The 21,864-nt window shown below is 49.7% G+C and carries 19 protein-coding genes; 18 read left to right on the forward strand and 1 reads right to left on the reverse strand.

Going from position 1 to position 21,864, the window contains the following annotated elements:
• Nucleotides 1–14: 14 nt before the first annotated feature.
• The 16 genes from ftsY (at nucleotide 15) to queA (ending at nucleotide 17,766) form a co-directional block, all read left to right on the forward strand.
• On the forward strand, nucleotides 15–947 hold the full coding sequence (gene ftsY / locus HMPREF0908_RS00435) for a signal recognition particle-docking protein FtsY (RefSeq protein WP_006689430.1): 933 nt from the start codon (nucleotides 15–17) through the stop codon (nucleotides 945–947).
• Nucleotides 948–984: 37 nt separating this feature from the next.
• On the forward strand, nucleotides 985–1,536 hold the full coding sequence (locus HMPREF0908_RS00440) for an NUDIX domain-containing protein (protein WP_006689431.1): 552 nt from the start codon (nucleotides 985–987) through the stop codon (nucleotides 1,534–1,536).
• A gap of 9 nt (nucleotides 1,537–1,545) precedes the next feature.
• A complete protein-coding gene (locus tag HMPREF0908_RS00445; protein WP_006689432.1) occupies nucleotides 1,546–2,175 on the forward strand; it encodes a site-2 protease family protein in 630 nt (209 codons plus the stop codon).
• An 8-nt stretch (nucleotides 2,176–2,183) separates the two neighbouring features.
• A complete protein-coding gene (locus HMPREF0908_RS00450; RefSeq protein ID WP_006689433.1) occupies nucleotides 2,184–2,912 on the forward strand; it encodes a segregation and condensation protein A in 729 nt (242 codons plus the stop codon).
• A complete protein-coding gene (gene scpB, locus HMPREF0908_RS00455) occupies nucleotides 2,899–3,492 on the forward strand; it encodes an SMC-Scp complex subunit ScpB (protein ID WP_006689434.1) in 594 nt (197 codons plus the stop codon). The genes HMPREF0908_RS00450 and scpB overlap by 14 nt, the downstream gene beginning before the upstream one ends.
• 22 nt (nucleotides 3,493–3,514) lie before the next feature.
• On the forward strand, nucleotides 3,515–6,004 hold the full coding sequence (locus HMPREF0908_RS00460) for a U32 family peptidase (protein WP_006689435.1): 2,490 nt from the start codon (nucleotides 3,515–3,517) through the stop codon (nucleotides 6,002–6,004).
• Nucleotides 6,005–6,062: 58 nt separating this feature from the next.
• The gene (locus HMPREF0908_RS00465) at nucleotides 6,063–8,420 is read left to right on the forward strand and encodes an endonuclease MutS2 (protein WP_006689436.1); all 2,358 of its coding nucleotides are present in this window, start codon (nucleotides 6,063–6,065) and stop codon (nucleotides 8,418–8,420) included.
• A 124-nt stretch (nucleotides 8,421–8,544) separates the two neighbouring features.
• Nucleotides 8,545–10,635: a transglycosylase domain-containing protein gene (locus tag HMPREF0908_RS00470; protein WP_006689437.1), complete on the forward strand. Its 2,091-nt coding sequence runs from the start codon at nucleotides 8,545–8,547 to the stop codon at nucleotides 10,633–10,635.
• An 18-nt stretch (nucleotides 10,636–10,653) separates the two neighbouring features.
• On the forward strand, nucleotides 10,654–11,856 hold the full coding sequence (tyrS, locus tag HMPREF0908_RS00475) for a tyrosine--tRNA ligase (protein ID WP_006689438.1): 1,203 nt from the start codon (nucleotides 10,654–10,656) through the stop codon (nucleotides 11,854–11,856).
• Between the two features lie 32 nt (nucleotides 11,857–11,888).
• Nucleotides 11,889–12,617 carry a YebC/PmpR family DNA-binding transcriptional regulator gene (locus tag HMPREF0908_RS00480; protein ID WP_006689439.1) on the forward strand — a complete coding sequence of 243 codons (729 nt, stop codon included), beginning with the start codon at nucleotides 11,889–11,891 and terminating at the stop codon, nucleotides 12,615–12,617.
• 55 nt (nucleotides 12,618–12,672) lie between these two features.
• Entirely contained in the window at nucleotides 12,673–13,167 is a 495-nt protein-coding gene (gene ruvC / locus HMPREF0908_RS00485) for a crossover junction endodeoxyribonuclease RuvC (RefSeq protein ID WP_040572272.1), read from the forward strand.
• Between the two features lie 73 nt (nucleotides 13,168–13,240).
• The gene (ruvA, locus tag HMPREF0908_RS00490) at nucleotides 13,241–13,840 is read left to right on the forward strand and encodes a Holliday junction branch migration protein RuvA (RefSeq protein ID WP_006689441.1); all 600 of its coding nucleotides are present in this window, start codon (nucleotides 13,241–13,243) and stop codon (nucleotides 13,838–13,840) included.
• Between the two features lie 21 nt (nucleotides 13,841–13,861).
• Nucleotides 13,862–14,899, forward strand: coding sequence for a Holliday junction branch migration DNA helicase RuvB (gene ruvB / locus HMPREF0908_RS00495; protein ID WP_006689442.1), 1,038 nt, complete (start codon nucleotides 13,862–13,864; stop codon nucleotides 14,897–14,899).
• 1 nt (nucleotide 14,900) lies between these two features.
• On the forward strand, nucleotides 14,901–15,503 hold the full coding sequence (locus tag HMPREF0908_RS00500; protein ID WP_040572273.1) for an epoxyqueuosine reductase QueH: 603 nt from the start codon (nucleotides 14,901–14,903) through the stop codon (nucleotides 15,501–15,503).
• Nucleotides 15,504–15,516: 13 nt separating this feature from the next.
• Entirely contained in the window at nucleotides 15,517–16,668 is a 1,152-nt protein-coding gene (locus HMPREF0908_RS00505) for a SpoIID/LytB domain-containing protein (protein ID WP_006689444.1), read from the forward strand.
• A gap of 66 nt (nucleotides 16,669–16,734) precedes the next feature.
• Complete coding sequence (gene queA / locus HMPREF0908_RS00510; protein WP_006689445.1) at nucleotides 16,735–17,766, forward strand: tRNA preQ1(34) S-adenosylmethionine ribosyltransferase-isomerase QueA; 1,032 nt, start codon at nucleotides 16,735–16,737, stop codon at nucleotides 17,764–17,766.
• A gap of 46 nt (nucleotides 17,767–17,812) precedes the next feature.
• On the opposite strand, the gene HMPREF0908_RS00515 is transcribed toward queA, so the two are convergent.
• Entirely contained in the window at nucleotides 17,813–19,438 is a 1,626-nt protein-coding gene (locus HMPREF0908_RS00515; RefSeq protein WP_006689446.1) for a GDSL-type esterase/lipase family protein, read from the reverse strand.
• 54 nt (nucleotides 19,439–19,492) lie between these two features.
• Between HMPREF0908_RS00515 and cobO the strand changes: the two genes are divergently transcribed.
• Both cobO and ilvD read left to right on the forward strand, forming a co-directional pair.
• The gene (cobO, locus tag HMPREF0908_RS00520; RefSeq protein WP_006689447.1) at nucleotides 19,493–20,029 is read left to right on the forward strand and encodes a cob(I)yrinic acid a,c-diamide adenosyltransferase; all 537 of its coding nucleotides are present in this window, start codon (nucleotides 19,493–19,495) and stop codon (nucleotides 20,027–20,029) included.
• A gap of 173 nt (nucleotides 20,030–20,202) precedes the next feature.
• A complete protein-coding gene (gene ilvD / locus HMPREF0908_RS00525; RefSeq protein WP_006689448.1) occupies nucleotides 20,203–21,855 on the forward strand; it encodes a dihydroxy-acid dehydratase in 1,653 nt (550 codons plus the stop codon).
• Nucleotides 21,856–21,864 lie beyond the last annotated feature (9 nt).

The raw sequence follows: 21,864 nt of genomic DNA on the forward strand, positions 1-21,864 counted from the left end.
AGAAAGGAGTTGTCGTGGGATTCTTTGATCGCCTGAAAAAAGGCTTAACGAAGACGCGGGAGAATTTTACCCATAGCATTGAACGCTTGATTATTGGCTATGCTGATATTGATGACGATCTCATCGATGAGCTGGAAGAAGCTCTTTTGATGGCCGATGTAGGCGTCAAGACGACGGAGATGCTGATCGCGTCTGTACGAAAGGGAATCAGAAACAAGGAAATTCAGACGCCGGATGACTTGATCCCTTTTCTGGAAAAAGAAATTGTCCGCATCTTGGATCGCGGAGAGAGTGATACGCCCATGGCGGATTGCCCTCCAACGGTGATCTTGGTGGTTGGGACAAATGGCGTCGGCAAGACGACAACCATTGGGAAACTGAGTGCCTACTACCGTCACCAGGGCAAAAGTGTTTTGCTGGCAGCGGCGGATACGTTTCGCGCAGCCGCCATCGAGCAGCTTGAGGTTTGGGGCAAGCGAGCAGATGTCCAGGTCATTAAACACGGCGAAGGATCGGATCCCGCCGCCGTTGTTTTTGATGCGCTTCAGGCGGCAAGGGCACGCAGAACGGAGCTTGTCATTGTGGATACGGCGGGGCGTCTTCAGACAAAGTCCAATCTCATGCAGGAACTGGAGAAGATCTACCGTGTGATCGGACGCGAGGTGCCGGGGGCTCCACATGAAACACTGCTTGTTCTCGATGCAGGGACGGGGCAGAACGCGATCAGCCAGGCGGAATTGTTTTCGCAGGCGGCTCCCGTTACCGGCGTCGTACTCACCAAGCTGGACGGCACGGCAAAGGGCGGCGTCACGATCGGCATCACCGCGCAGCTCAACATTCCCATCAAGTGGATTGGCGTAGGCGAGGGCATTGACGACTTACGTCCCTTCCATGCGGAGGATTTCGTCAACGCACTGTTTGCCAAACGCGAAGATGCAGAAGCATAATAGAGACAGGTATCTGTAACGAAAGAAGGGATCGTCGATGTATGAAGATCTGATCGAGCATACCGTTCGCAGCGAGGATATATTTGACGGCACGCTGCTGCATGTGCGCCGCGATACCGTGCGTCTGCCGAATGGAAAAGAGGGGGTGCGCGAGTGGATTCGCCATCCGGGGGCTGCGGCCGTACTTCCGCTCCTCCCCGATGGAAATGTTATTCTCGTGCGGCAGTATCGCCACCCGATCGGAAAGGTTACCTTGGAAGTCCCCGCCGGAAAGCTTGATGCCGAGGGGGAAGATCCGCTGCACTGTGCACGGCGGGAGCTGTCGGAGGAGACGGGCTACACCGCGGAGCAGTACGATAAACTGACGACGATTGCAACCACCGTCGGCTTTTCGAATGAGTACATTCATCTGTACCTCGCATGTCAGCTTTCCTCCGGGCGGCAGCATACGGATGAAGATGAGTTTGTCAATGTGGTGCAAATGCCGCTAAAGGAAGCGCTGCATCTGGTCAACACAGGAGAAATAATCGATGCCAAAACCATCATCTCTCTGATGATGGCAGCGCCGCATTGTCCCATCGAGTCATAGGAGATATTGATGTTCGGATTTGATTTACAGGAAATGCTGCTCGGCATTCCCGGGCTTGTCATTGCGATGACCTTTCACGAGTATGCACATGCGCGTGCTGCCGTCTCTCTGGGGGACTTTACCCCGCGTCTCATGGGGCGGCTGACGCTGAACCCGACGGCCCATATTGACCCCATTGGTCTCCTGATGCTCTTCTTAGTACGATTCGGATGGGCAAAGCCGGTCATGATTAATCCAAGCAATTTTCGTCAGCCAAAGCGTGACGATATTCTCGTATCACTCGCGGGACCAATGATGAATTTATTCCTCGGCTTTGCAGCATTTTACGTTATGCTGCTGATCAATGCACACCGACTTGATGTCTCGCAGATCACCTATACGATCATACAGATGATCTTTGTCTACAACGTGAACTTCGCCATTTTCAATATGCTGCCTATCCCGCCGCTCGATGGCTCACATATTCTTCGCAACCTGCTGCCGCCGGATCTTGCTTATCGTTATCAGTCGATTGAGCGATACAGCATTCTCATTATGATCGTATTTATTGCGACACCGATTCTGAGCGTTGTACTGATGCCGCTCTTTCGCTTGGTCTACGGATTCTATAAAGTGCTTGGATCAGCACTCCTATTTTAGGTTGTGTCATGAAGGACGATTATCTGGTCAAATTAGATGCGTTTGAGGGCCCCATGGATCTGCTCATGCATCTTATTGAAAAGAATAAGATCGATCTCTACGATATACCGATTGCCGATTTGACCCGCCAGTATCTAGATCATATTGACAGACTCTACCAGTTCAATATTGAATATGCCAGCGAGTTCTTGGTCATGGCGGCAACGCTGCTGCGGATTAAAGCCCGTATGCTGCTTCCTCCGGCCGAAACGGATGAGGAGCAGGAAGAAGATCCGCGCAGGGAGCTTGTTGAACGTCTGTTGGAGTATCGTCGATTCAAAGAAATCGCGTCGCTTCTCGCAACGATGAACGATGCACAAAGTCCCTATGTGGAACGCTCTCCCATGCCGCTCCCTGCGCATCGTATGCCGCTGCTCGGTCTTTCTCCTGATGCGCTGCTGCGGGCTTTTTCGGATGTCCTGCGTGCGCAGGAGAAGCCGCGCATACCAGCGGTTGTCATTTCGGCAGAGGAGTATCGTGTGCAGGATAAGATGGCGGATATTCTGTCTCTTCTCCATACACATCATGGCTGCATGAAACTGAGCGACGCGTTTCCCAGCGGAACGCGGGAAGAGCTGCTCTCTGCTTTTTTGGCACTGCTGGAGCTCGTCAAGATGCAGACGGTACTCGTTACGCAGGAACGTCTGTATCATGTGATTATGATTTCAACAAAGGAGGGCAGCAGTGCAGTCTCTTAGTTGCTCGAGTATTCTTGAAGCCGTTCTGTTTGCCGCAGGTGCACCGCTTCCCCTCTCAAAACTGGCAGAGATTATCGAGGTTCCGGAGTGGGAGGTGCAGGAGGCCCTAACCGTCCTCGAACGTGATATTGCTGCGCAGGAGCGCGGAATATTTTTGCGCAGATCGGCAGGCGGCTATCAGCTCGTGACGCACCCCAGCGCCTTTCCGTGGGTGCAGAAGCTCGCTGAAAAAATACAGCCGACACTGTCCTCGTCTGCAATGGAAACACTTTCTATTATTGCCTATCGGCAGCCCATCACCAAGCAGGAGGTAGAACACATCCGCGGGGTGCGTGCTGAACGCTCCATTGGACGGCTGATGGAGCTGGAACTTATCTGTGAAATGGGACGTAAACCCGTTGTCGGGCGTCCTATTCTGTATGGAACGACGGATTTATTTTTGCGCTCCTTTGGCCTGGAGCGGATAGAGGATCTTCCTGCCTTACCGAACATCGACGATATAAAAAAGACGCTGGATGATGATCAGCTGCGTCTATTTGAAGAGATGCAGGAGACATCGGATTCTGCGGAAGAAGAATAATTCAGCTTGTGCGAATAAAGGGGTGGAATCATTGGTAGAACTGCTCGCACCGGCGGGAACGAAAGAGGCTTTTTATGCTGCTGTTGAAAATGGAGCGAATGCCGTCTATCTCGCGGGAAAAATGTTTGGTGCGCGCGCCTATGCGGCCAATTTTGACGAGCAGGAACTGAGCGATGTCATCCACTATGCGCATCTGAAGAACGTTCAGGTACATGTCGCTGTCAATACGATCATCGACAATGAGGAACTCCCTAAGTTAAAGGAATATCTATCTTTTCTTTCCTTGGTTGGAGCAGATGCTGTATTGGTACAGGATCTCGGCGCGGCACGTCTGGCACAGCAAATCGCACCGTCTCTTCCGCTGCATGCGAGTACGCAGATGACCATCCACAACAGTGCAGGGGTAAAGGCTCTTGCAGCGCTTGGATTTTCCCGCGTCGTTCTCGCACGGGAATTGTCCATTCCTGAGATACAGAAGATATGCCGTGAGAGCAGTATTGAGATCGAATGCTTTGTGCATGGCGCACTCTGTGTCTGTTACTCAGGACAATGTCTGATGAGCAGCATGATCGGCGGGCGCAGCGGGAATCGTGGCCGCTGTGCGCAGCCCTGCCGCCTTCCGTATACACTGATCGATGCAGCAGGACGAGATGTGCTCGGCGATTCTGCCGGAAATTTTCTGCTCTCTCCGCGCGATCTGAATGCCGTTGATCTGATTCCACAGCTGCTCGACGCAGGGATATATTCGCTGAAGATCGAGGGGCGGATGAAACGTCCTGAGTATGTTGCGACCATTGTCCGCACGTACCGAAAGGCGATCGATCACTATCTTGCTGCAAAAAATCCGCCGATCGACGATGATGATCGCGATCATCTGGCGCAGGTGTTTAATCGGGACTTCACAACAGCATACATGGAAAGACACCAAGGGAAGCAGATGATGAGCGACCGCCGTCCGAACAATCGGGGGCTCTTGGTCGGCCGCGTCGTCGATTATGATGCCCGTACGGAAATGGTGTCGCTGAAACTTACCCGTGATCTTGCTGTTGGCGATCAGTTGGATTTCTGGGTCAAAGTTGGAGGACGCGTTTCTGCGGAGATCGAATATCTCTATAATGAAGAGGGGCGCGAGTGTCCGGCAGCATCTGCGGGGGATATTGTCTCCTTTCGGATCCGTGGGCGCGTACGTATGCATGACCGAGCCTTCAAGGTCTATGATGCAAAACTGATGGAGACAGCGCGCCGTTCGTATGCAGCGGATGCTCTTGCTAAGATCCCTGTTGCCATGCACCTTCATGCCAAAGTACAAGCTCCGCTGACCCTCCATGTTGAAGATGATGCAGGAAACTGTGTCGATGAAAAAAGTGAGTACCTGCCGGTGCGCGCGACAAAGCGTCCTCTCACCGTTGAAATGGCAAAAGCACAGATGGAACGCCTGGGAACAACGGCGTTTGTCATGAAAGAACTCACCTGTGAGATCGATCCGGAAGTAATGGTTCCCGTCAGCGAACTGAATAAACTTCGCAGAGCAGCTATTGCCGCACTAGAAGAGGTACGCATTAGCCACTTTCAGGTGAAAAAAAAGATATGTCACGTCACGGTTCCGATACGAGAGAATGTGCCGACTGCACCTCCTGCAAAATTGATGGTCTCAGTGGATTCCCTTGCGGCCGCCGAAGCGGCAATTTCCGGCGGTGCAGATGGGATCCTCTACGGCGGTGAGTCCTATGAGGGGCGCCATTTGCAGCCGTGCGATTATGATGCTGTCTGGGACTATGCACAGGCGCATCACGTACGCATTGACTATAATACGCCGCGTATCGTCCATGAAGGTGAATGTTCTGCATTGGCGGATCTTCTGGCACATTTTGAAAACAAATTACCTGCTGCTCTTCATGTCCATAATATCGGAACTGCCCATCTCGCGCAGGAGCGTTGTTCTGCTGCTCTTCATGCAGATGCATCAATGATCAGCTATAATAAGTCAACCCTTGATTTTTTGCAGTCTTATGGCTTCAAGGAAGCAACGATTTCGCCGGAACTAAACGAAAAACAGGCAGCACGCCTCGCACATGATTCTGCCATCCCGCTCAGCATGATGGTCAGCGGCCGTCTTCCGTTGATGGTATCGGAGTACTGTGTGCTCGGAAGTTTTCTCGGAAATTTAGATAAGGGACAGTGTACGATGCCATGCCGAAAAGGAACATATTTTTTGCATGACCGCAAGGGCGTCGATTTTCCCATCGCGACGGACCAATTCTGTCGTATGCATATATTGAACAGCAAGAAGCTGTCACTTCTCCCATATGTTCCGAAGATTTTCCGTACGGGGATTACAACCCTGCGCATCGAAGGACGCGGCACGGCACTGGATGAGCTGCGGCGTACGGTTTCTGCCTACAGGGATGCGATGAAATTATCTCTGCCCTTAACCGAGGAAGAAGAAAAGCGCCTGCAAATGCAGGAAGGAAGTGACATTACGCGCGGTCATTACTTTCGTGGAATCTTGTAGAAGCACAGATCAATTCTGTCTCATTGTTTTGACGCATTCTTTATAAAAAGAGGTACTTATGGACACGGAGTCATTTAAGGTTTTAGAATACGAAAAAATAAAAGCAAGACTTGCATCGTATGCCGCCACAGCCTATGGGAAAGAACGATGCAGCAATATCATGCCATCTTCCGACTATGACCACATTGCACAGCTTCACATGGAGACCGAAGAGGCAGTACGGGTTGCACAGATTCAGCCGCCTCCATTTGATGGTATTCATCATCTGCGGGAGATTCTTAAAAAGGCAGGGCGAGGTATTCTGCTGGAGCTGGATGAGCTGCGCTTGGTTAAGAGCACCATTGGCGGCATGAGAGACGTGAAGTATTTTTTTCGCGATCTGTCTGCTGATGCAGAGCTGTTGAAAGAGTTGGCGCGGCGCATCGAAATCTTGGGCATGTTGGAACGGAATCTTAAGGCAGCAATTGACGAATACGGAAATTTTCGCGATGATGCCAGCCCTGTCCTTCATCGCATCACGAATGAGCTGCGTACGGCGCAGTCGCGGGTAAAGGATCGGCTTTCTTCCGTTCTTCACGATGCAGCCTATCAAAAAATGTTTCAGGAAGCTATTGTAACAGTGCGCGATGAACGCTATGTCATCCCGGTCAAGCAGGAATATCGCAGCCAATTTCCAGGTGTCATTCACGATCAATCCGCAAGCGGCGCGACACTGTTTATTGAACCACTCGCCATTGTCGAGCTGAATAACACTGTGCGTCAGATGGGGATTGCACGCGAGCAGGAAATCCTGCGTATTATGCAGCGGTTGACCGGTGAAATTGCCCGTTCTGCTGATATTTTGTCTGCCAACTGCACGATTTTGTCCGATCTGGATCTCATTTTTGCTCGTGCTTCCTTGGCACGGGAGATGAGAGCCTATCCGCCGATTTTGAACAGAGACGGCTATGTGTACCTGCGAAGGGCGCGGCACCCGCTGCTTCCTCTGGACAAGGTCGTTCCGATTGATATAGCGCTGGGGAAAACTTTTTCCACACTGCTGATCACGGGGCCGAATACCGGCGGTAAGACGGTCAGTATGAAGACACTCGGTATTCTTGCACTGATGTCTCAGTCAGGCTGTTTTCTTCCGGCTGAGTCAGGCTCGGAGATACCGGTCTATCAAAATATTTATGCGGACATTGGGGATGAGCAGAGCATCGAGCAGAGTTTATCCACGTTTTCCGCGCACACGCGCAACATTGTACGCATCATCGATCGAGCGACATCCGGCGACTTGGTGCTCCTAGATGAGGTCGGCGCGGGAACTGATCCTGATGAGGGCGCTGCGCTTGCGCGGAGTATTATCGAGCATTTCCTTATGAATCGTATCGCTACTGTCGCGACAACGCATTATGCAGATCTCAAAACGTATGCGTATACACAGCAAGGCGTTGAAAATGCCTCGGTTGAATTTGACCTCAAAACGCTCCGTCCGACCTATCGCCTGCTCATCGGTATACCAGGAGCAAGCAATGCCTTTTCTATCAGCCGCCAACTCGGTCTGTCAGAAGAGATCGTTGCACGGGCGGAAGAATATGTCAGCGAAGACCATGCCCACTTTGAAACCGTTGTTCATGATTTGGAATGTGCCAAGACGATTTATGAGGAAAAAAATCAGCTCCTCTATAAAAAAGAAACGGATATCGGCAGAGCTGAGGAACGTCTTCGAGCAGAACGTGCAGCATTTGAGCAGTCGAAGAAGGAACTTTTCCATAAGGCACGCGAAGAGGCAAACAATATTGTACGCGAAGCAAGACGCATAGCCGAAGAGACAATTAAGTCTCTCAAAGAACAATTCGATGACCATGGAATAAAAGAGCGACAAAAAGCGATTCATGAGGCACGAAGCCGCTTAAATGAAACGTATATACACGATATGCCGCAAAAGAACCCATCAATAGGAAAAGACATACACCCTGGTGATGTTCAGATCGGTGACACGGTGTATATTCGGACACTTGCACAGGAAGGCACCGTACTCTCTCTTCAGGGGGAGGAACTCACTGTGCAGGTCGGCGGTCTTCGTACCATTGTCAAAATGAGTGCATGCTCGTTTATTGGACATCGTGAACGAAAAAACCATGTCAACAAAGTTCACGCCAGCGGCGCGATGACAAAAAAAGCGGCAGAGATTCGTCCACAAATCGATGTACGCGGTATGACTGTTTATGAAGCAGAATCTGTCCTTGAGAAATTCATCGACGATGCTGTTTTTTCTGGACTTTCCACCGTTCTGGTGATTCACGGAAAGGGCACCGGCACCCTTCGTCTTGGCCTATGGGACTACTTCAAGCGTCATTGCTCTGTATGTTCCTTCTCATTCGCAGATATTTCCGAAGGTGGGATGGGAGCAACTATTGTAAAATTAAAGTAAAGCTAATGTTGTACCACTTGCTCCGTAATAAAATTTCCTTACAAAAATCAAACTTTGTGTTACAATAAAAGAATTAAGTGCACAGAGAGACTCCAATGGCAATATCTTGGTTAGGAAGGTATCCATGCAAAAGAGTGAAAAAAAAGCGACAAAAACAACAACAGGCTCTATGTTGGGAAAAGTAATTCTCATCATAGGGATGATTCTCTTTGTTATGATTGTCGGTGTAGGCTGTGGCTTTCTAACGGCAAGTTTGAACACACGATCAAACCTTGCAGAGGATATTGTCCCTCCGGCATCGTCGCAGATCTACGATATACATGGAAATGAGATTGCAAACATTCATGCTGCTGAAAATCGCCGCCCGATCGGAATCAATGAAATTCCCAAAAATCTGCAGAATGCTTTTATTGCTGTTGAGGACAATCGATTTTACGATCATGTTGGCATCGATCCACGTGGCATTATACGTGCTGTTTGGGCCAATATTCGCGGACGGACTGTTACTGAGGGCGGTTCTACCATTACGCAGCAACTTGCTAAAAATGCTTACTTGACACAGGATCGGACGCTCAAACGCAAGGTTCAGGAGGTATTCCTTGCCCTTCAGTTAGAACGTCAGTATACGAAGCAGGAGATCCTCGAGCTCTATATGAATCAAATTTACTTTGGACAGGGAGCATATGGCGTTCAGGCTGCAGCGCAGACGTATTTTGGTAAGGATGCCAAGGATTTGACGCTTAATGAGTGTGCAATGTTGGCTGGAATCCCCAAAAGTCCGAATTATTACTCTCCCATCAACAATATGGATGCGGCAATGGAGCGTAAAGCTGTCGTGCTCGACCAGATGGTAAAGTATGGCTATATTAGTGACAGTGAAGCTGCTTCAACTAAAAAAGAACCTTTGCACATTGCGAAAAGCACAAATGATGGTGGAAAAAATGCATCCTACTTTGTTGATTACGTACTTCAACTACTTGCAGAGAAATATGGAGACGATGCGATCTACAAGGATGGTCTGAAAATATATACAACCATCGATATGGATATGCAGGCGGCGGCTGAAGCGGCAATGAAGAACTTGCCGACGTACTTCACGGATGCCAATGGCATCGTTCAGCCGCAGGGAGCATTGGTTGCTATTGATCCTCATACAGGGTACATTAAAGCGATGGTCGGCGGACGTGGAACAGACCAGTTTAATCGTGCAACGCAGGCGGTTCGTCAGCCTGGATCGGCATTTAAGCCATTTGTTTTTGCGGCGGCTCTCGAAAATAAATATACGCCTGAATCTATTATTGAAGATAAACCACTGAAAGTGGGAACATGGGAACCACAGAACTATAGCCGCAATTTCTCCGGCAAGGTTCGCCTGCGTGATGTCGTTCGCTGGTCGCTTAATGTTCCGACCGTTCGAATTGCACAGGATATCGGTATTGATAAGGCAATTTACTATGCGCAGGAAATGGGCATATCTACATTCGTCTTGGATGGCGCAACCAATGATCGTAATCTAGCAACGGCTCTTGGCGGAATGACACGCGGTGTAACCCCGCTGGAATTGACCAGTGCCTACGGTACATTTGCCAACCGTGGCATCCACGTCAAACCTGTTGCTATTCTGCGCGTCGTATCGCGGACCGGAAAGGTGCTCGAAGAAGCAGAGCGCAAAGAGAAGAGCGTTATGTCAGCAGACAATGCAGCGGCACTGACGGCGATGCTTGAGGATGTCATTCGGCGTGGGACGGGTACGCGTGCCAACATCGGACGACCTGCTGCTGGGAAGACAGGCACCACAAGCGACTATCATGACGCATGGTTTGTCGGGTATACACCGGATCTTGTCGCCGGTGTATGGATCGGGAATGACAGTGTTAGTGATCTGCATGGCATGTCTGGTGGATTGACGCCTGCGGTCATCTGGCAGGCATTTATGCAGAAAGCACATGCTGGCCTGCCAGTACGAAGTTTTGCAGGAAGTCCTGCCTATGATGCAGTATCTGCGAAGGAAGATCTTGGAGAAGATCTTGATAAAGAACATGGAGATAAAAAAAAGACAGGAGACAAGAAGAAGGAGAAAGGAAAGACCTCTGGCAATTCTTCCGCTAAGGGAGGATCAAGTACTCCGTCTGCTGAGCCAGCACGCTCCTCTCCATCGGAATCCGCAGGAGTACCACCGGAACCTGGAATGGGGATAGAAAAGGGTCAAAATTAGAGAAGAGAGGATCATTCATTGAATGCTGTTGATATTCTAAAGGAGCGCGGGTTTCTTGCACAGTGCACAGACGAAGCTGCTCTGCGCAACCTGCTCGATCATGAACAGGTGACATTCTACACAGGATTCGATCCGACGGCAGACAGCCTCCACGCAGGACATTTGATTGCGCTTATGGCCATGTCCCACATGCAGCGTGCAGGACATCGCCCCATTTGTCTTGTCGGGGGTGGTACGGGGACAGTAGGCGATCCTTCAGGACGAACAGATATGCGCAAGGTCATGACCGATGAAACAATTGCACATAATTGCGATTGTTTTCGGGCACAGATCTCACACTTTATCGATTTTACGGATGGGCGTGCCATCATGGTCGATAACGGCGATTGGCTGCGCAAGCTCAATTATATTGATCTGCTCCGCGATGTTGGAGCACACTTTACGGTAAATCGTATGCTTGCCGCAGAAAGCTATAAACAGCGGTGGGAGAAAGGGCTTACCTTCCTTGAGTTCAACTACATGATTATGCAGGCGTATGATTTTCTAGAGCTCAATCGACGCTATGGCTGTCGCCTTGAAATGGGCGGCGACGACCAGTGGTCGAATATTATCGCCGGTGTCGAACTCTGCCGCCGCAAGAAGAACATTACCGTATTTGGCCTGACAAATAAACTGTTGACCAAAAGCGATGGAAAGAAAATGGGCAAAACGGCGGGCGGAGCGCTTTGGCTTGACCCGAAGAAGACCTCTCCCTATGATTTCTACCAGTATTGGCGAAACGTCGATGATACGGATGTTTCGACCTGTCTCTCTCTGCTCACCTTCCTCCCCATGGAGGAAGTGCATCGTCTGACGGCTGTCGAAGGGAAAGAGATGAATCACTCGAAGGAAGTGCTTGCCTACGAGGTGACGAAGATTGTTCATGGGGAGCAGGAAGCGCATAAGGCACAGGAGATGGCGCGGGCTCTGTTCGGCGGCGGTGTCTCTGAACAGGTTCCACAGCTCCATGTGACATGTGGAGAGAAGCTGATTGATGCACTGACGCGCGAGGGGGTCTTTTCTTCCAAAGGAGAGGCGCGCCGCTTGATTCAGCAGGGCGGTGTCACGCTCAATGAGACGCGCATCTCTGATGAACATTATGTCTTGCAGGAAGATGACTTCTCAGAGGGGAAAGCATTGCTGAAAAAAGGAAAAAAGAAGCACTATCAATTAGTTTGCTGAATACTACGTTGACGATAGGAAGGAGATAAATAATGTCCGGGCATTCAAAATGGGCAAATATCAAGCGTAAAAAAGGTGCGAATGATGCAATTCGCGGAAAAATCACGACTAAGATCGGGCGCGAAATCACAATTGCTGTCCGTATGGGTGGTGCGGATCCAACGGGAAATATGCGTTTGAAATTGGCGCTTTCCAAGGCAAAGGCCAATAATATTCCGAAGGACAATATCAATCGTGCCATTCAAAAAGGACTCGGGGCAACTGAGGGAAGCAATTATGAAGAGGTGATCTACGAGGGCTATGGCCCTGGTGGAACGGCTGTGATGCTTGATATCTTGACGGATAACCGTAACCGAACAGCGGCGGATGTTCGCCACCTTTTCTCTAAATACGGCGGAAATTTGGGACAGGATGGCTGTGTCTCGTGGATGTTTAAGAAGAAAGCAGTCTTCGTGGTCGAACGAGATACCTTTGACGACGAGGATGCACTTCTGGAACTCGTTTTGGAGGCAGGTGCTGAGGACATGCGCTCCGAGGATGATGTTTTTGAGATCATTGCTGAGCCGGATGCCTACGACGCCATTGAGACGGTATTGGGCGAAAAGGGGATTGAAACGGCATCGGCAGAGGTGACGATGGTTCCTGATACAACGGTTCACCTCGTTGACAAAGATGCGGAGAAAATGCAGACGTTGATCGATGCGCTGGAAGACAACGACGACGTTCAGAATGTCTACAGTAACTATGAGATGGATGAGTAAACGGAGGATTTCTTTGAGTGCAGACAGCATGTCTGCACTTTTTTAAGGACTGGTCATGTTGGTACTTGGGATTGATCCAGGGACAGCCATTTGCGGCTATGGACTCGTTGAACAGAATGGCTCACGCCTCCTTCCACATGCCTACGGGGCAATTACAACATCGTCAAAAATGCCGGTGGAAAAACGTCTTTTGAAAATTTATACAGCATTGGATGAATTGATTCAGAAATATCACCCTGAGGCAATGGGGGTAGAACAACTCTTCTTCAATCGCAATGTTACGACCGCCATACCGGTTGGACAGGCACGTGGGGTCGTACTTCTCGCTGCGGCGCAAAATAATCTTGTGCTGATTGAGAGAACGCCGCTTCAGGTGAAACAATCCGTTACGGGATACGGAAAGGCAACAAAGGAACAGGTCATCTACATGGTGACGAAACTCCTCCATCTGCCTGAGGCTCCTCATCCTGATGATACGGCGGATGCACTCGCTGTCGCGATCAGCGCTGCACACTGCATGGACACAATTGCCTGGCGTAATCGATTGTAGGCTCATGTTGACCGAGATGAAATGAAGGCTGTAAATTCGCGAGGGTTTGTTTTGACAGGAGCAGAGTAGATTTATGATCGGATTTCTAAAAGGAAAAGCGACGCATATCACATCCGACTATTGCCTTCTTGATGTGCACGATGTAGGTTATCGCGTATTCATTTCCGATCAGACGCGTGCACATATCAGTCCAAATGCAGAAGTTATGCTTTACATTCATACAAATGTACGAGAGGACGCCATTCTTCTCTATGGATTCTTTTCGCGGGAAGAATATGACCTGTTCCTCCTTTTGATCGGCATTTCAGGCATTGGTCCAAAAGTCGCTCAGGGAATCCTCTCTTCGGCAACAGTAAATGATTTCTACTGTATGGTGCAGCAAAAGGACGTAAAAGGTATCACAAAACTTCCAGGTATTGGCAAGAAAACAGCTGAGCGTATCCTATTGGAACTGAAAGACAAATTATCAGATGTCTCGGTTGAAGATCTGCCGGAAGGTGACAACAACGTCGGAGCAGAGATCGAAAATGGTATGGTCGCTGAAGCAACAGAAGCGCTTCTCACGCTCGGTTTTCAAGACAGTGAGATTCAGCGTGTATTCCGCCAAAAGCATTCCTGCCAAAATACGGAGGAGCTGATCCGCTATGCATTGTCAGAACTACAGCGACTCTGATCCAGGAGAGGAGGGAACACGATGCCTGAGATGGGGGAAGATGAAGAAATCATTTCCTATGAAGAGCAGTCCACCGATGGCTGGCAGTATAGTCTGCGTCCGCGGAGGCTCAGTGAATACATTGGACAGGATAGAGTAAAGTCCAATTTATCTAAATTTATACAAGCGGCGCTGTCGCGGGGAGAAGCGCTCGACCATGTCCTCCTTTATGGTCCGCCGGGACTTGGAAAGACGACGCTCGCGGCCATTATTGCTAATGAGATGGGGGCTAATTTTCGCCAGACATCGGCGCCTGCCATTGAACGGCAGGGAGATCTTGCCTCCTTGTTGACCAATTTACAGGAACACGATGTCCTGTTCATCGATGAGATCCATCGTCTTTCCCATCATGTTGAGGAAATACTCTATTCTGCAATGGAAGATCATGCCATTGATATTATCATAGGAAAGGGGCCAAGTGCGCGATCCATCCGTTTAGATCTCGCGCCGTTTACGCTGGTTGGGGCAACGACGAAGACGGGATCTCTATCGGCACCGCTGCGCGACCGATTTGGGATACAGGCGCGGTTGGAGTACTATACGACCGACGCTCTACTGCTCATCATCGAACGTACCGCTGAGATTCTTTCCGTTCATATCGAACGCGACGGTGCACTTGAGATTGCACGTCGCTCGCGTGGAACGCCGCGCGTTGCCAACCGTATTCTAAAGCGCGTACGTGATATTGCACAAGTGGCAGGCGAGGAAATTATTTCGCGTTCCGTTACCATCGACGCACTGGATACATTGGAAGTCGACGAATGTGGCCTAGAGAGCAAAGACCGTTATATGCTTGAGGTTATGATTCAGAAATTCTCCGGTGGTCCCGTCGGCCTCAAGACCCTTGCGGCAGCACTGAGTGAGATGACAGAGACCATAGAGGATGTCTACGAGCCATATTTGATCCAGCTTGGCTTTATTGCCCGTACCGCGCGTGGACGTGTTGTGACGCAGGGCGGCTATGAGCACATTGGGGCACCGTATCCACGCGGCGATGACAGACAGGGAGAGTTGCTCTAACATGAAAATACTTTTGCATATGTGCTGCGGTCCATGTTCCTGTTATCCGGTAAAAAAATTGCGCAGCGACGGCATAGAGCCGACCGGTTATTTCTTTAACCCGAACATTCATCCATATCAGGAGTGGAAAGCACGGATGCAGGGGGCAGCACAGTTTGCAGAAACGGTGCAGATGCCGATTGTCATCGATCGGGAATATCAGATGCGTTCATTCCTGAAAAAAGCTCTTCCTGCAGAGGATACGCGCGGTGGACGGTGCCGTATGTGCTATACGTGGCGTCTGCAGGAAACTGCCGACTACGCAGCACAGCATGGATTCAATGCCTTTACGTCAACCTTGTTCTACAGTATCTACCAACAGCACGATCTCATGCGCTCTGTTGCAGAATGTTTTGCAGATCAGTACGGCATCACGTTCTACTACGAAGACTTTCGTATCGGATGGCAGGAAGGGATTGATATGAGCAAGGATATGGAGCTCTACCGTCAATCCTACTGCGGATGTATTTTTAGTGAAGAAGAACGATACAGCAAGGAACTGCAAAAAATTCGTCGGAAGGAAAATCGGGAGAAGAAACGACAACGCCACATGCTTTCCGTGTGAAAGGGGGGCAGCAATGAAATTGTGTTTGCGGTGCAGTATTCTTGTCATCAGTACACTTTTGTTCGTTGTTCCAAGCATTGTGTCCGCATCGTGGCAGCCGGAAATTACGGTAGGAATCTGTCAAGGTGTTGCGAAAGCAGAATTTTTCGGCAGGAATGCACCGCTTTATGTATACACAGATGAGCAGCAAAAGAGCCCCGTTTTGACGATTCCGCAACAGGAAAAACTGCGGGTTCGATTCCTTCATAATACATTTGAACTCAATGGAAAAACATATGAAGCCAAGCAGTTATACATTCAGGCAGGCGAAGATGAATCCATTTATATCAACGATATGCCGTATCGTGGTTATGTTACATTACTGAAACAAAATGGCATGACTGTTATCAACCATGTTTTGACGGAGGATTATTTGTACGGCGTTGTGCCCAAAGAAATGCCTTCGACGTGGCCGATGGGTGCTTTGCGGGCCCAGAGTATTGCCGCACGAACGTTTGCCCTGAAGAACAGGAATCGTCACAACGAGCAAGGATTTGATCTGTGTAATACTGCGCATTGTCAAGTTTATGAAGGAAGTTCGGCAGAAACGAAGGAAACTACGGAAGCTGTTGATCGTACACGCGGAGAAGTGATGTTTTATCATGGTGCCATCATTGATGCTGTCTTCCATACGGATTCCGGTGGTATGACTGAGTCCGCCGAACAGGTGTGGGGGCGCTATGTTCCTTATCTGCGTTCCGTATCCGAACTGCAGACGAAAACCAAGCCGTGGACACAGCGCGTTTCGACGACACTGTTTGTGAAAAAATTGGAGGAGAGCAGCAAAAGAGTCGGGCATCTGAAGTCGATTCATTTTTCTCCTCTCAGCATCGGCAAGGGGAGCAAAGATCGGAGCCCGAGCGGCCGCGTCCAGTTTATTGAGGTTCTCGGTGACAAAGGAAATTGTATTGTTTCAGGAAATGACTTACGCAGGATATTTGCACTGCCAAGTACCCTGTTTGAGATTCAGCGTGAATCGTCCGATATTGTCTTTCGCGGCTATGGCGGAGGGCATGGCCTCGGCCTCTCGCAGTGGGGGGCCAAGGCATTTGCCGACCAGGGGAAGACCGACCGAGAGATCCTATCGCACTACTATACGGATATAACCATCGAGAAAATATACTAAATGAACTACGGATATACCGAGCAATACGTTGTGTTATGCAGTCCGTAGTCATATAAGGTGAGATCTATGAATATTTCTGATTTCGATTACTTTCTTCCAGAGGAGCAAATCGCGCAAGTTCCGGCAGACCCGCGAGATTCTTCACGCATGATGGTGTTGTCTCCCAAAACACAGAGCATCGAACATCGACACTTTTATCAGCTGGATGAATACCTAACGGATGGAGATGTACTGATATTCAACGATACCCGTGTGATTCCAGCGCGTCTCATTGGTGTAAGACAGCCGACTGGGGGAAAGGCTGAGGTTTTTTTACTGCGCCAACTGGAACGAGATCGATGGGAAGTTCTTGTGAAGCCCGGCAAAAAAATGCGCGTCGGCTCTGTGATTACGTTTGGTCATGAGCTGTCCTGCGAGGTGCTTGCATATACGGATTTCGGCGGACGAATTGTAAAATTCTCCTATGAGGGAATCTTTGAAGAGATTCTGGATCGTTTGGGAACGATGCCTCTTCCTCCTTACATTCATGAGACACTGGAGGATCCGGAGCGTTACCAAACGATTTACAGCCGAGAGAAAGGTTCTGCAGCAGCGCCGACGGCAGGGCTTCATTTTACGGAGTCTCTTATGGACCGGCTGCGGAAAAAGGGGGTGCACCTCGGCTTCGTCACACTGCATGTTGGTCTCGGCACATTTCGCCCGGTTCAAGTCGATGAGATCGAAGATCATGTAATGCACAGCGAATTTTATTCCATCCCGACAGAGACAGCAGACCTGATCCGCATGGCAAAGCAGGAAGGACGACGGGTTGTTGCGGTGGGGACGACTTCCATCCGTACACTGGAGTCCGCGGCGGTCGATCACGGAATGATCGAAGAAAAGCGGGGGCAGACGAATATTTTCATCTATCCGGGGTATCAATTCAAAATCGTTGATGCTGTGATTACAAACTTTCATCTGCCAAAATCTACTCTGATTATGTTGGTCAGTGCATTTGCCGGACGAGAATTTACCCTGCAGGCATACCGAACAGCCGTCGAGGAGAACTACCGATTCTTTTCGTTCGGCGATGCCATGTTGATTCAATCACGAGCATAAAGAAAGGACGGTCATACGAAGGTGTTGCTCTTCGTATGACTGTCCTTTACTTTTCCGGAATCTCACTCAGGAGGTCACGGTGCTGATTGATCAGATCTGCCATCATTCTCTTTCCGTTGACATCCGGATGCAGCCCATCAGTTGACAGCAGCGGATTTAGGACACTCCACTTTGCATCATAGAAATATGGCTCTATGTCAATGTAATACACCTGCGATCGAATCCACGCATTGATGAGATTCAGTTTTATTTTCCACGTGGGATCTGTTTCTATATGGAACGCCAGCTGGATACGTTCTGGATTTAGCGGAAGCAGCGTTAAGAAAATAGGACGAATGCCATGCAGAGAACACTTTTTTTGGATGTCATCCAGATCCTTTATGATTTCCTCTGCTGGCGTATCCGCGCGCAGACTGTTGGATCCCGTAAGAATCAAAAGATTGGCCGGACGCAGTGGTAGTACGTCTTGGTCAAAGCGCTCCAGTGTCGTGTGCGACGTATCCCCGCTGCGGCCAAGGTTGAGACAGTCAAAGGACAGATATGTCGTATAGCTGTACTCCAGGAATGCGGGAGAATTCGATATCGCACCACCTCCATGGGTGATGCTGTCTCCGAGTGCCGCAGCGTAAACATGTCCTGATGGCGCGGGATTCACTGTAAATGATGCCACATTCGACCATGTTCCGACGGTATGACCTTTGGCATCCAACCCGCGTACACGCCAGTAGTAAGTGCCGGCATAGGGGCGTGCGTATTCATCGTAAATGGCATTGGCATCGGAGATGGTTTGTGCCCAGGCACGATGTGGATCTGGTTTTGTTCCGTGGTCGTGATCTGGTTTTTCTGTCAGAAGTTCAACCTCGTACGTGTGGACACCGTTCATCGGAATCCATTGGTAGACTGGGTAGATTGGCTGGTGAAAATTCATGACCTGGTCAAAAATGTTCGGCAAAGGATGATCGGGAATCGTAGCATTTTGATCAATGACAAGCGGCTCAGCGGAAGAAAATTCTCCGATGGGTTCCTGCTTTAATCCCAAGGCACGGACTCTCCAATAGATTATCTTATGGGAGGAAAACTTTCGCAGGTCTGCCTGCCAACCATTCGTGAATACATCGCGGGTGCTGGTCAAATGGTATTTCGTGGAAAGCGAAATGCCGCCTTCCTGCTCCGGTGGAGCAGAGAGCAGCTCCACTTCGTAGAGAACCGCGTTAGGGATGCTGTGCCAAACGAGAAAGGGCATAAGACTTGCTGGATGTTCTTTTGTATAATGATAGATTGGAATAGGTGCCTGTGCAGCGAAATAGGGGGAAGCAATCTCCGTCGATGGCGATGTCAGAGCACCAAACATACCGTATGCAGTGATCCGATAATAAAAGGGAATCGGCGCCGAGGAGATCCGATAGGAAGGCGTTGTCGTAAAGTCCGTCTTGACAAGCTCAAATCCAGCTTTGTCTGTGCCCGTTCCCGTTGTCTTGATATAGGTATCCACACGATAGTAGCATGGATATGCAGGGCGTTCCCAACGCAGCGTGACGGTGCCGTCTTCCTCGTATACCTTGGCAGAAATGTCGAGCTCACGCAAATGCAGGAAATCAGTTTTCTCAAGAAAAAAAATGCATCCGATAACGATAAAAAAGATGAGACTTGTAAAAAACAAATATTGCTTCATAGATTCACACAAAGATGATATGATAGAAAACTCCTTAGAAAGGCAGGGGTCAATATGGGAAAAAAAGGTCTAATTATCGTTCACACCGGTGACGGTAAGGGAAAAACAACGGCAGCCCTTGGTATGGCGATGCGTGCGTGGGGAAATGGAATGCGCGTACTGATTCTCCAATTCATTAAAGGAAGCCGAACCTACGGTGAATTGGAGGCGATCAAGGCACTTCATTCGCTGCAGGAGCGGATTGAGATTCGACAAGGGGGCCTTGGTTTTTCACAGCGCGGAGACAATAGGGAGGAACAACATCGTCAGGCAGCGCAGGAGCTTCTCCATAGGGCGAAGAATGAAATCCAACAGGGAATGTGGGATATGGTCATCCTCGACGAATTCAATTATGCATATTCTTTTGGATTTATCAAACGAAATGAATTGGATGATCTGCTTGCCGCACGACCTTCCTGTATGCACCTTATTTTTACGGGCAGGAATGCCGCACAGGAACTCATTGAGCGAGCGGATCTTGTCACAGAGATGAAGCTGGTCAAACATCCTTATCAACAGGGAATCAAAGCGCAGGAAGGCATCGAATTCTAATCCGATTATAGCATATTTGACAACAGCGTGCTATGAAAGATATACATGCAGAATCAACATTCGGTTGAAAAAAATGGAGGAATGCGCTAAAATCTCTGTCATGTATTTGTTATCTCCGCTTATGCTGAAAATTTATTTCTGCATAAGCGAAGTGGAAGTGGGGGAGAATCCTTATGAGAAGCGATGTTGTAAAAAAAGGTGCGACACGCTGTGCGCATCGTTCACTTTTTCATGCCAATGGATATGGGAAGGAAGATCTTGCAAAGCCGCTGATTGGTGTCTGCAATTCATTCAACGAGATTATTCCCGGTCATTTTCATCTCAATACGATTGCGGAAGCCGTAAAACTCGGCGTGGCTGCTGCCGGCGGCACACCGATTGAATTTCCGTCCATCGGTGTGTGTGATGGAATTGCAATGGGGCATACAGGGATGAAATACTCCCTTGCCAGCCGTGAGCTGATCGCCGATTCGATTGAGGCCGTTACCATGGCGTCTGGCTTTGATGGACTTGTTCTGATTCCAAACTGCGACAAGGTTGTTCCGGGAATGTTGATGGCGGCAGCACGTCTGAACATTCCTGCCATTTTGGTCAGCGGAGGACCGATGCTGGCAGGCCGCCATCACGGGCGCAACATCAGTGTTAGTCAGGCATTCGAGGCCGCCGGCATGTTTGCCGCCGGAAAGATGGACGCAGAGGAAATGACGGCGATCGAGGAACATGCCTGCCCCAGCTGTGGTTCTTGTTCTGGGCTTTTTACCGCAAACACCATGAACTCTTTGACCGAGGTGCTCGGCATGGGGCTTCCCGGGAACGGGACAATACCTGCACCGTATACCGGAGAACGTCGTCTGCTCGCCAAGATGGCAGGCACCATTATTCTCGATCTCGTCCGAAAGAATATTTGCCCGCGCGATATAATGACACGTGATGCATTCGAGAATGCCATCACCGTTGATATGGGGATTGGCGGATCGTCCAACACCGTCCTCCACCTTACGGCAATCGCACACGAAGCAGGTATTGAGCTTGCTACGCCTCTCTTTGATGAGATCAGTCGACGCACTCCGTACATTACGAAGTTGAGCCCTGCCGGTACACATCACATGCAGGATCTGAACGAGGCGGGAGGCATCTCTGCGGTGATGAAGGAACTGTCCAAGAAGAATTTGCTTCATCTGGACGCATTGACAGTGACGGGGACTGTACGCGAGCGGATTGCACACGCAGAAGTCCTGGATCCCACGGTCATCCACAGCGTTGATCATCCCTATCGCACTGAGGGCGGTCTTGCCATACTGAGCGGTAATCTTGCACCGGACTATGCTGTCGTGAAAGCATCTGCCGTGTCAGATGATATGCTTACCTATCGCGGATCGGCGAAATGCTTTAACTCCGAAGAAGAGGGAGTAAATGCCATCATGGAGGGGAAGATCCATGATGGTGATGTCGTTGTCATACGCTACGAGGGCCCAAAAGGCGGACCCGGAATGCAGGAAATGCTGAATCCAACTGCTGTGATTACAGGCATGGGGCTCAAGGTTGGGCTCATCACTGACGGACGTTTCAGTGGTGCAAGTCAGGGTGCCTGTGTAGGGCATGTGTCTCCCGAAGCTATGTCAGGCGGTCCTATCGCACTGATCGAAGATGGGGATATGATTACCATCGACATTCCGAATCGCAGACTTGAACTCGAAGTCAGTGATGAAGAACTTGAAAAACGGCGTAAGAATTGGGTAAAACCAGAACAAAAAATCAAAACGGGATACCTTGCGCGTTATGCTAAGTTAACAACATCGGCCAACACCGGCGCAATTCTGCAGTGATTTTGATTC

This window comes from Centipeda flueggei ATCC 43531 (assembly GCF_000160695.1).
Taxonomy (GTDB): Bacteria; Bacillota; Negativicutes; order Selenomonadales; family Selenomonadaceae; genus Centipeda; species Centipeda flueggei.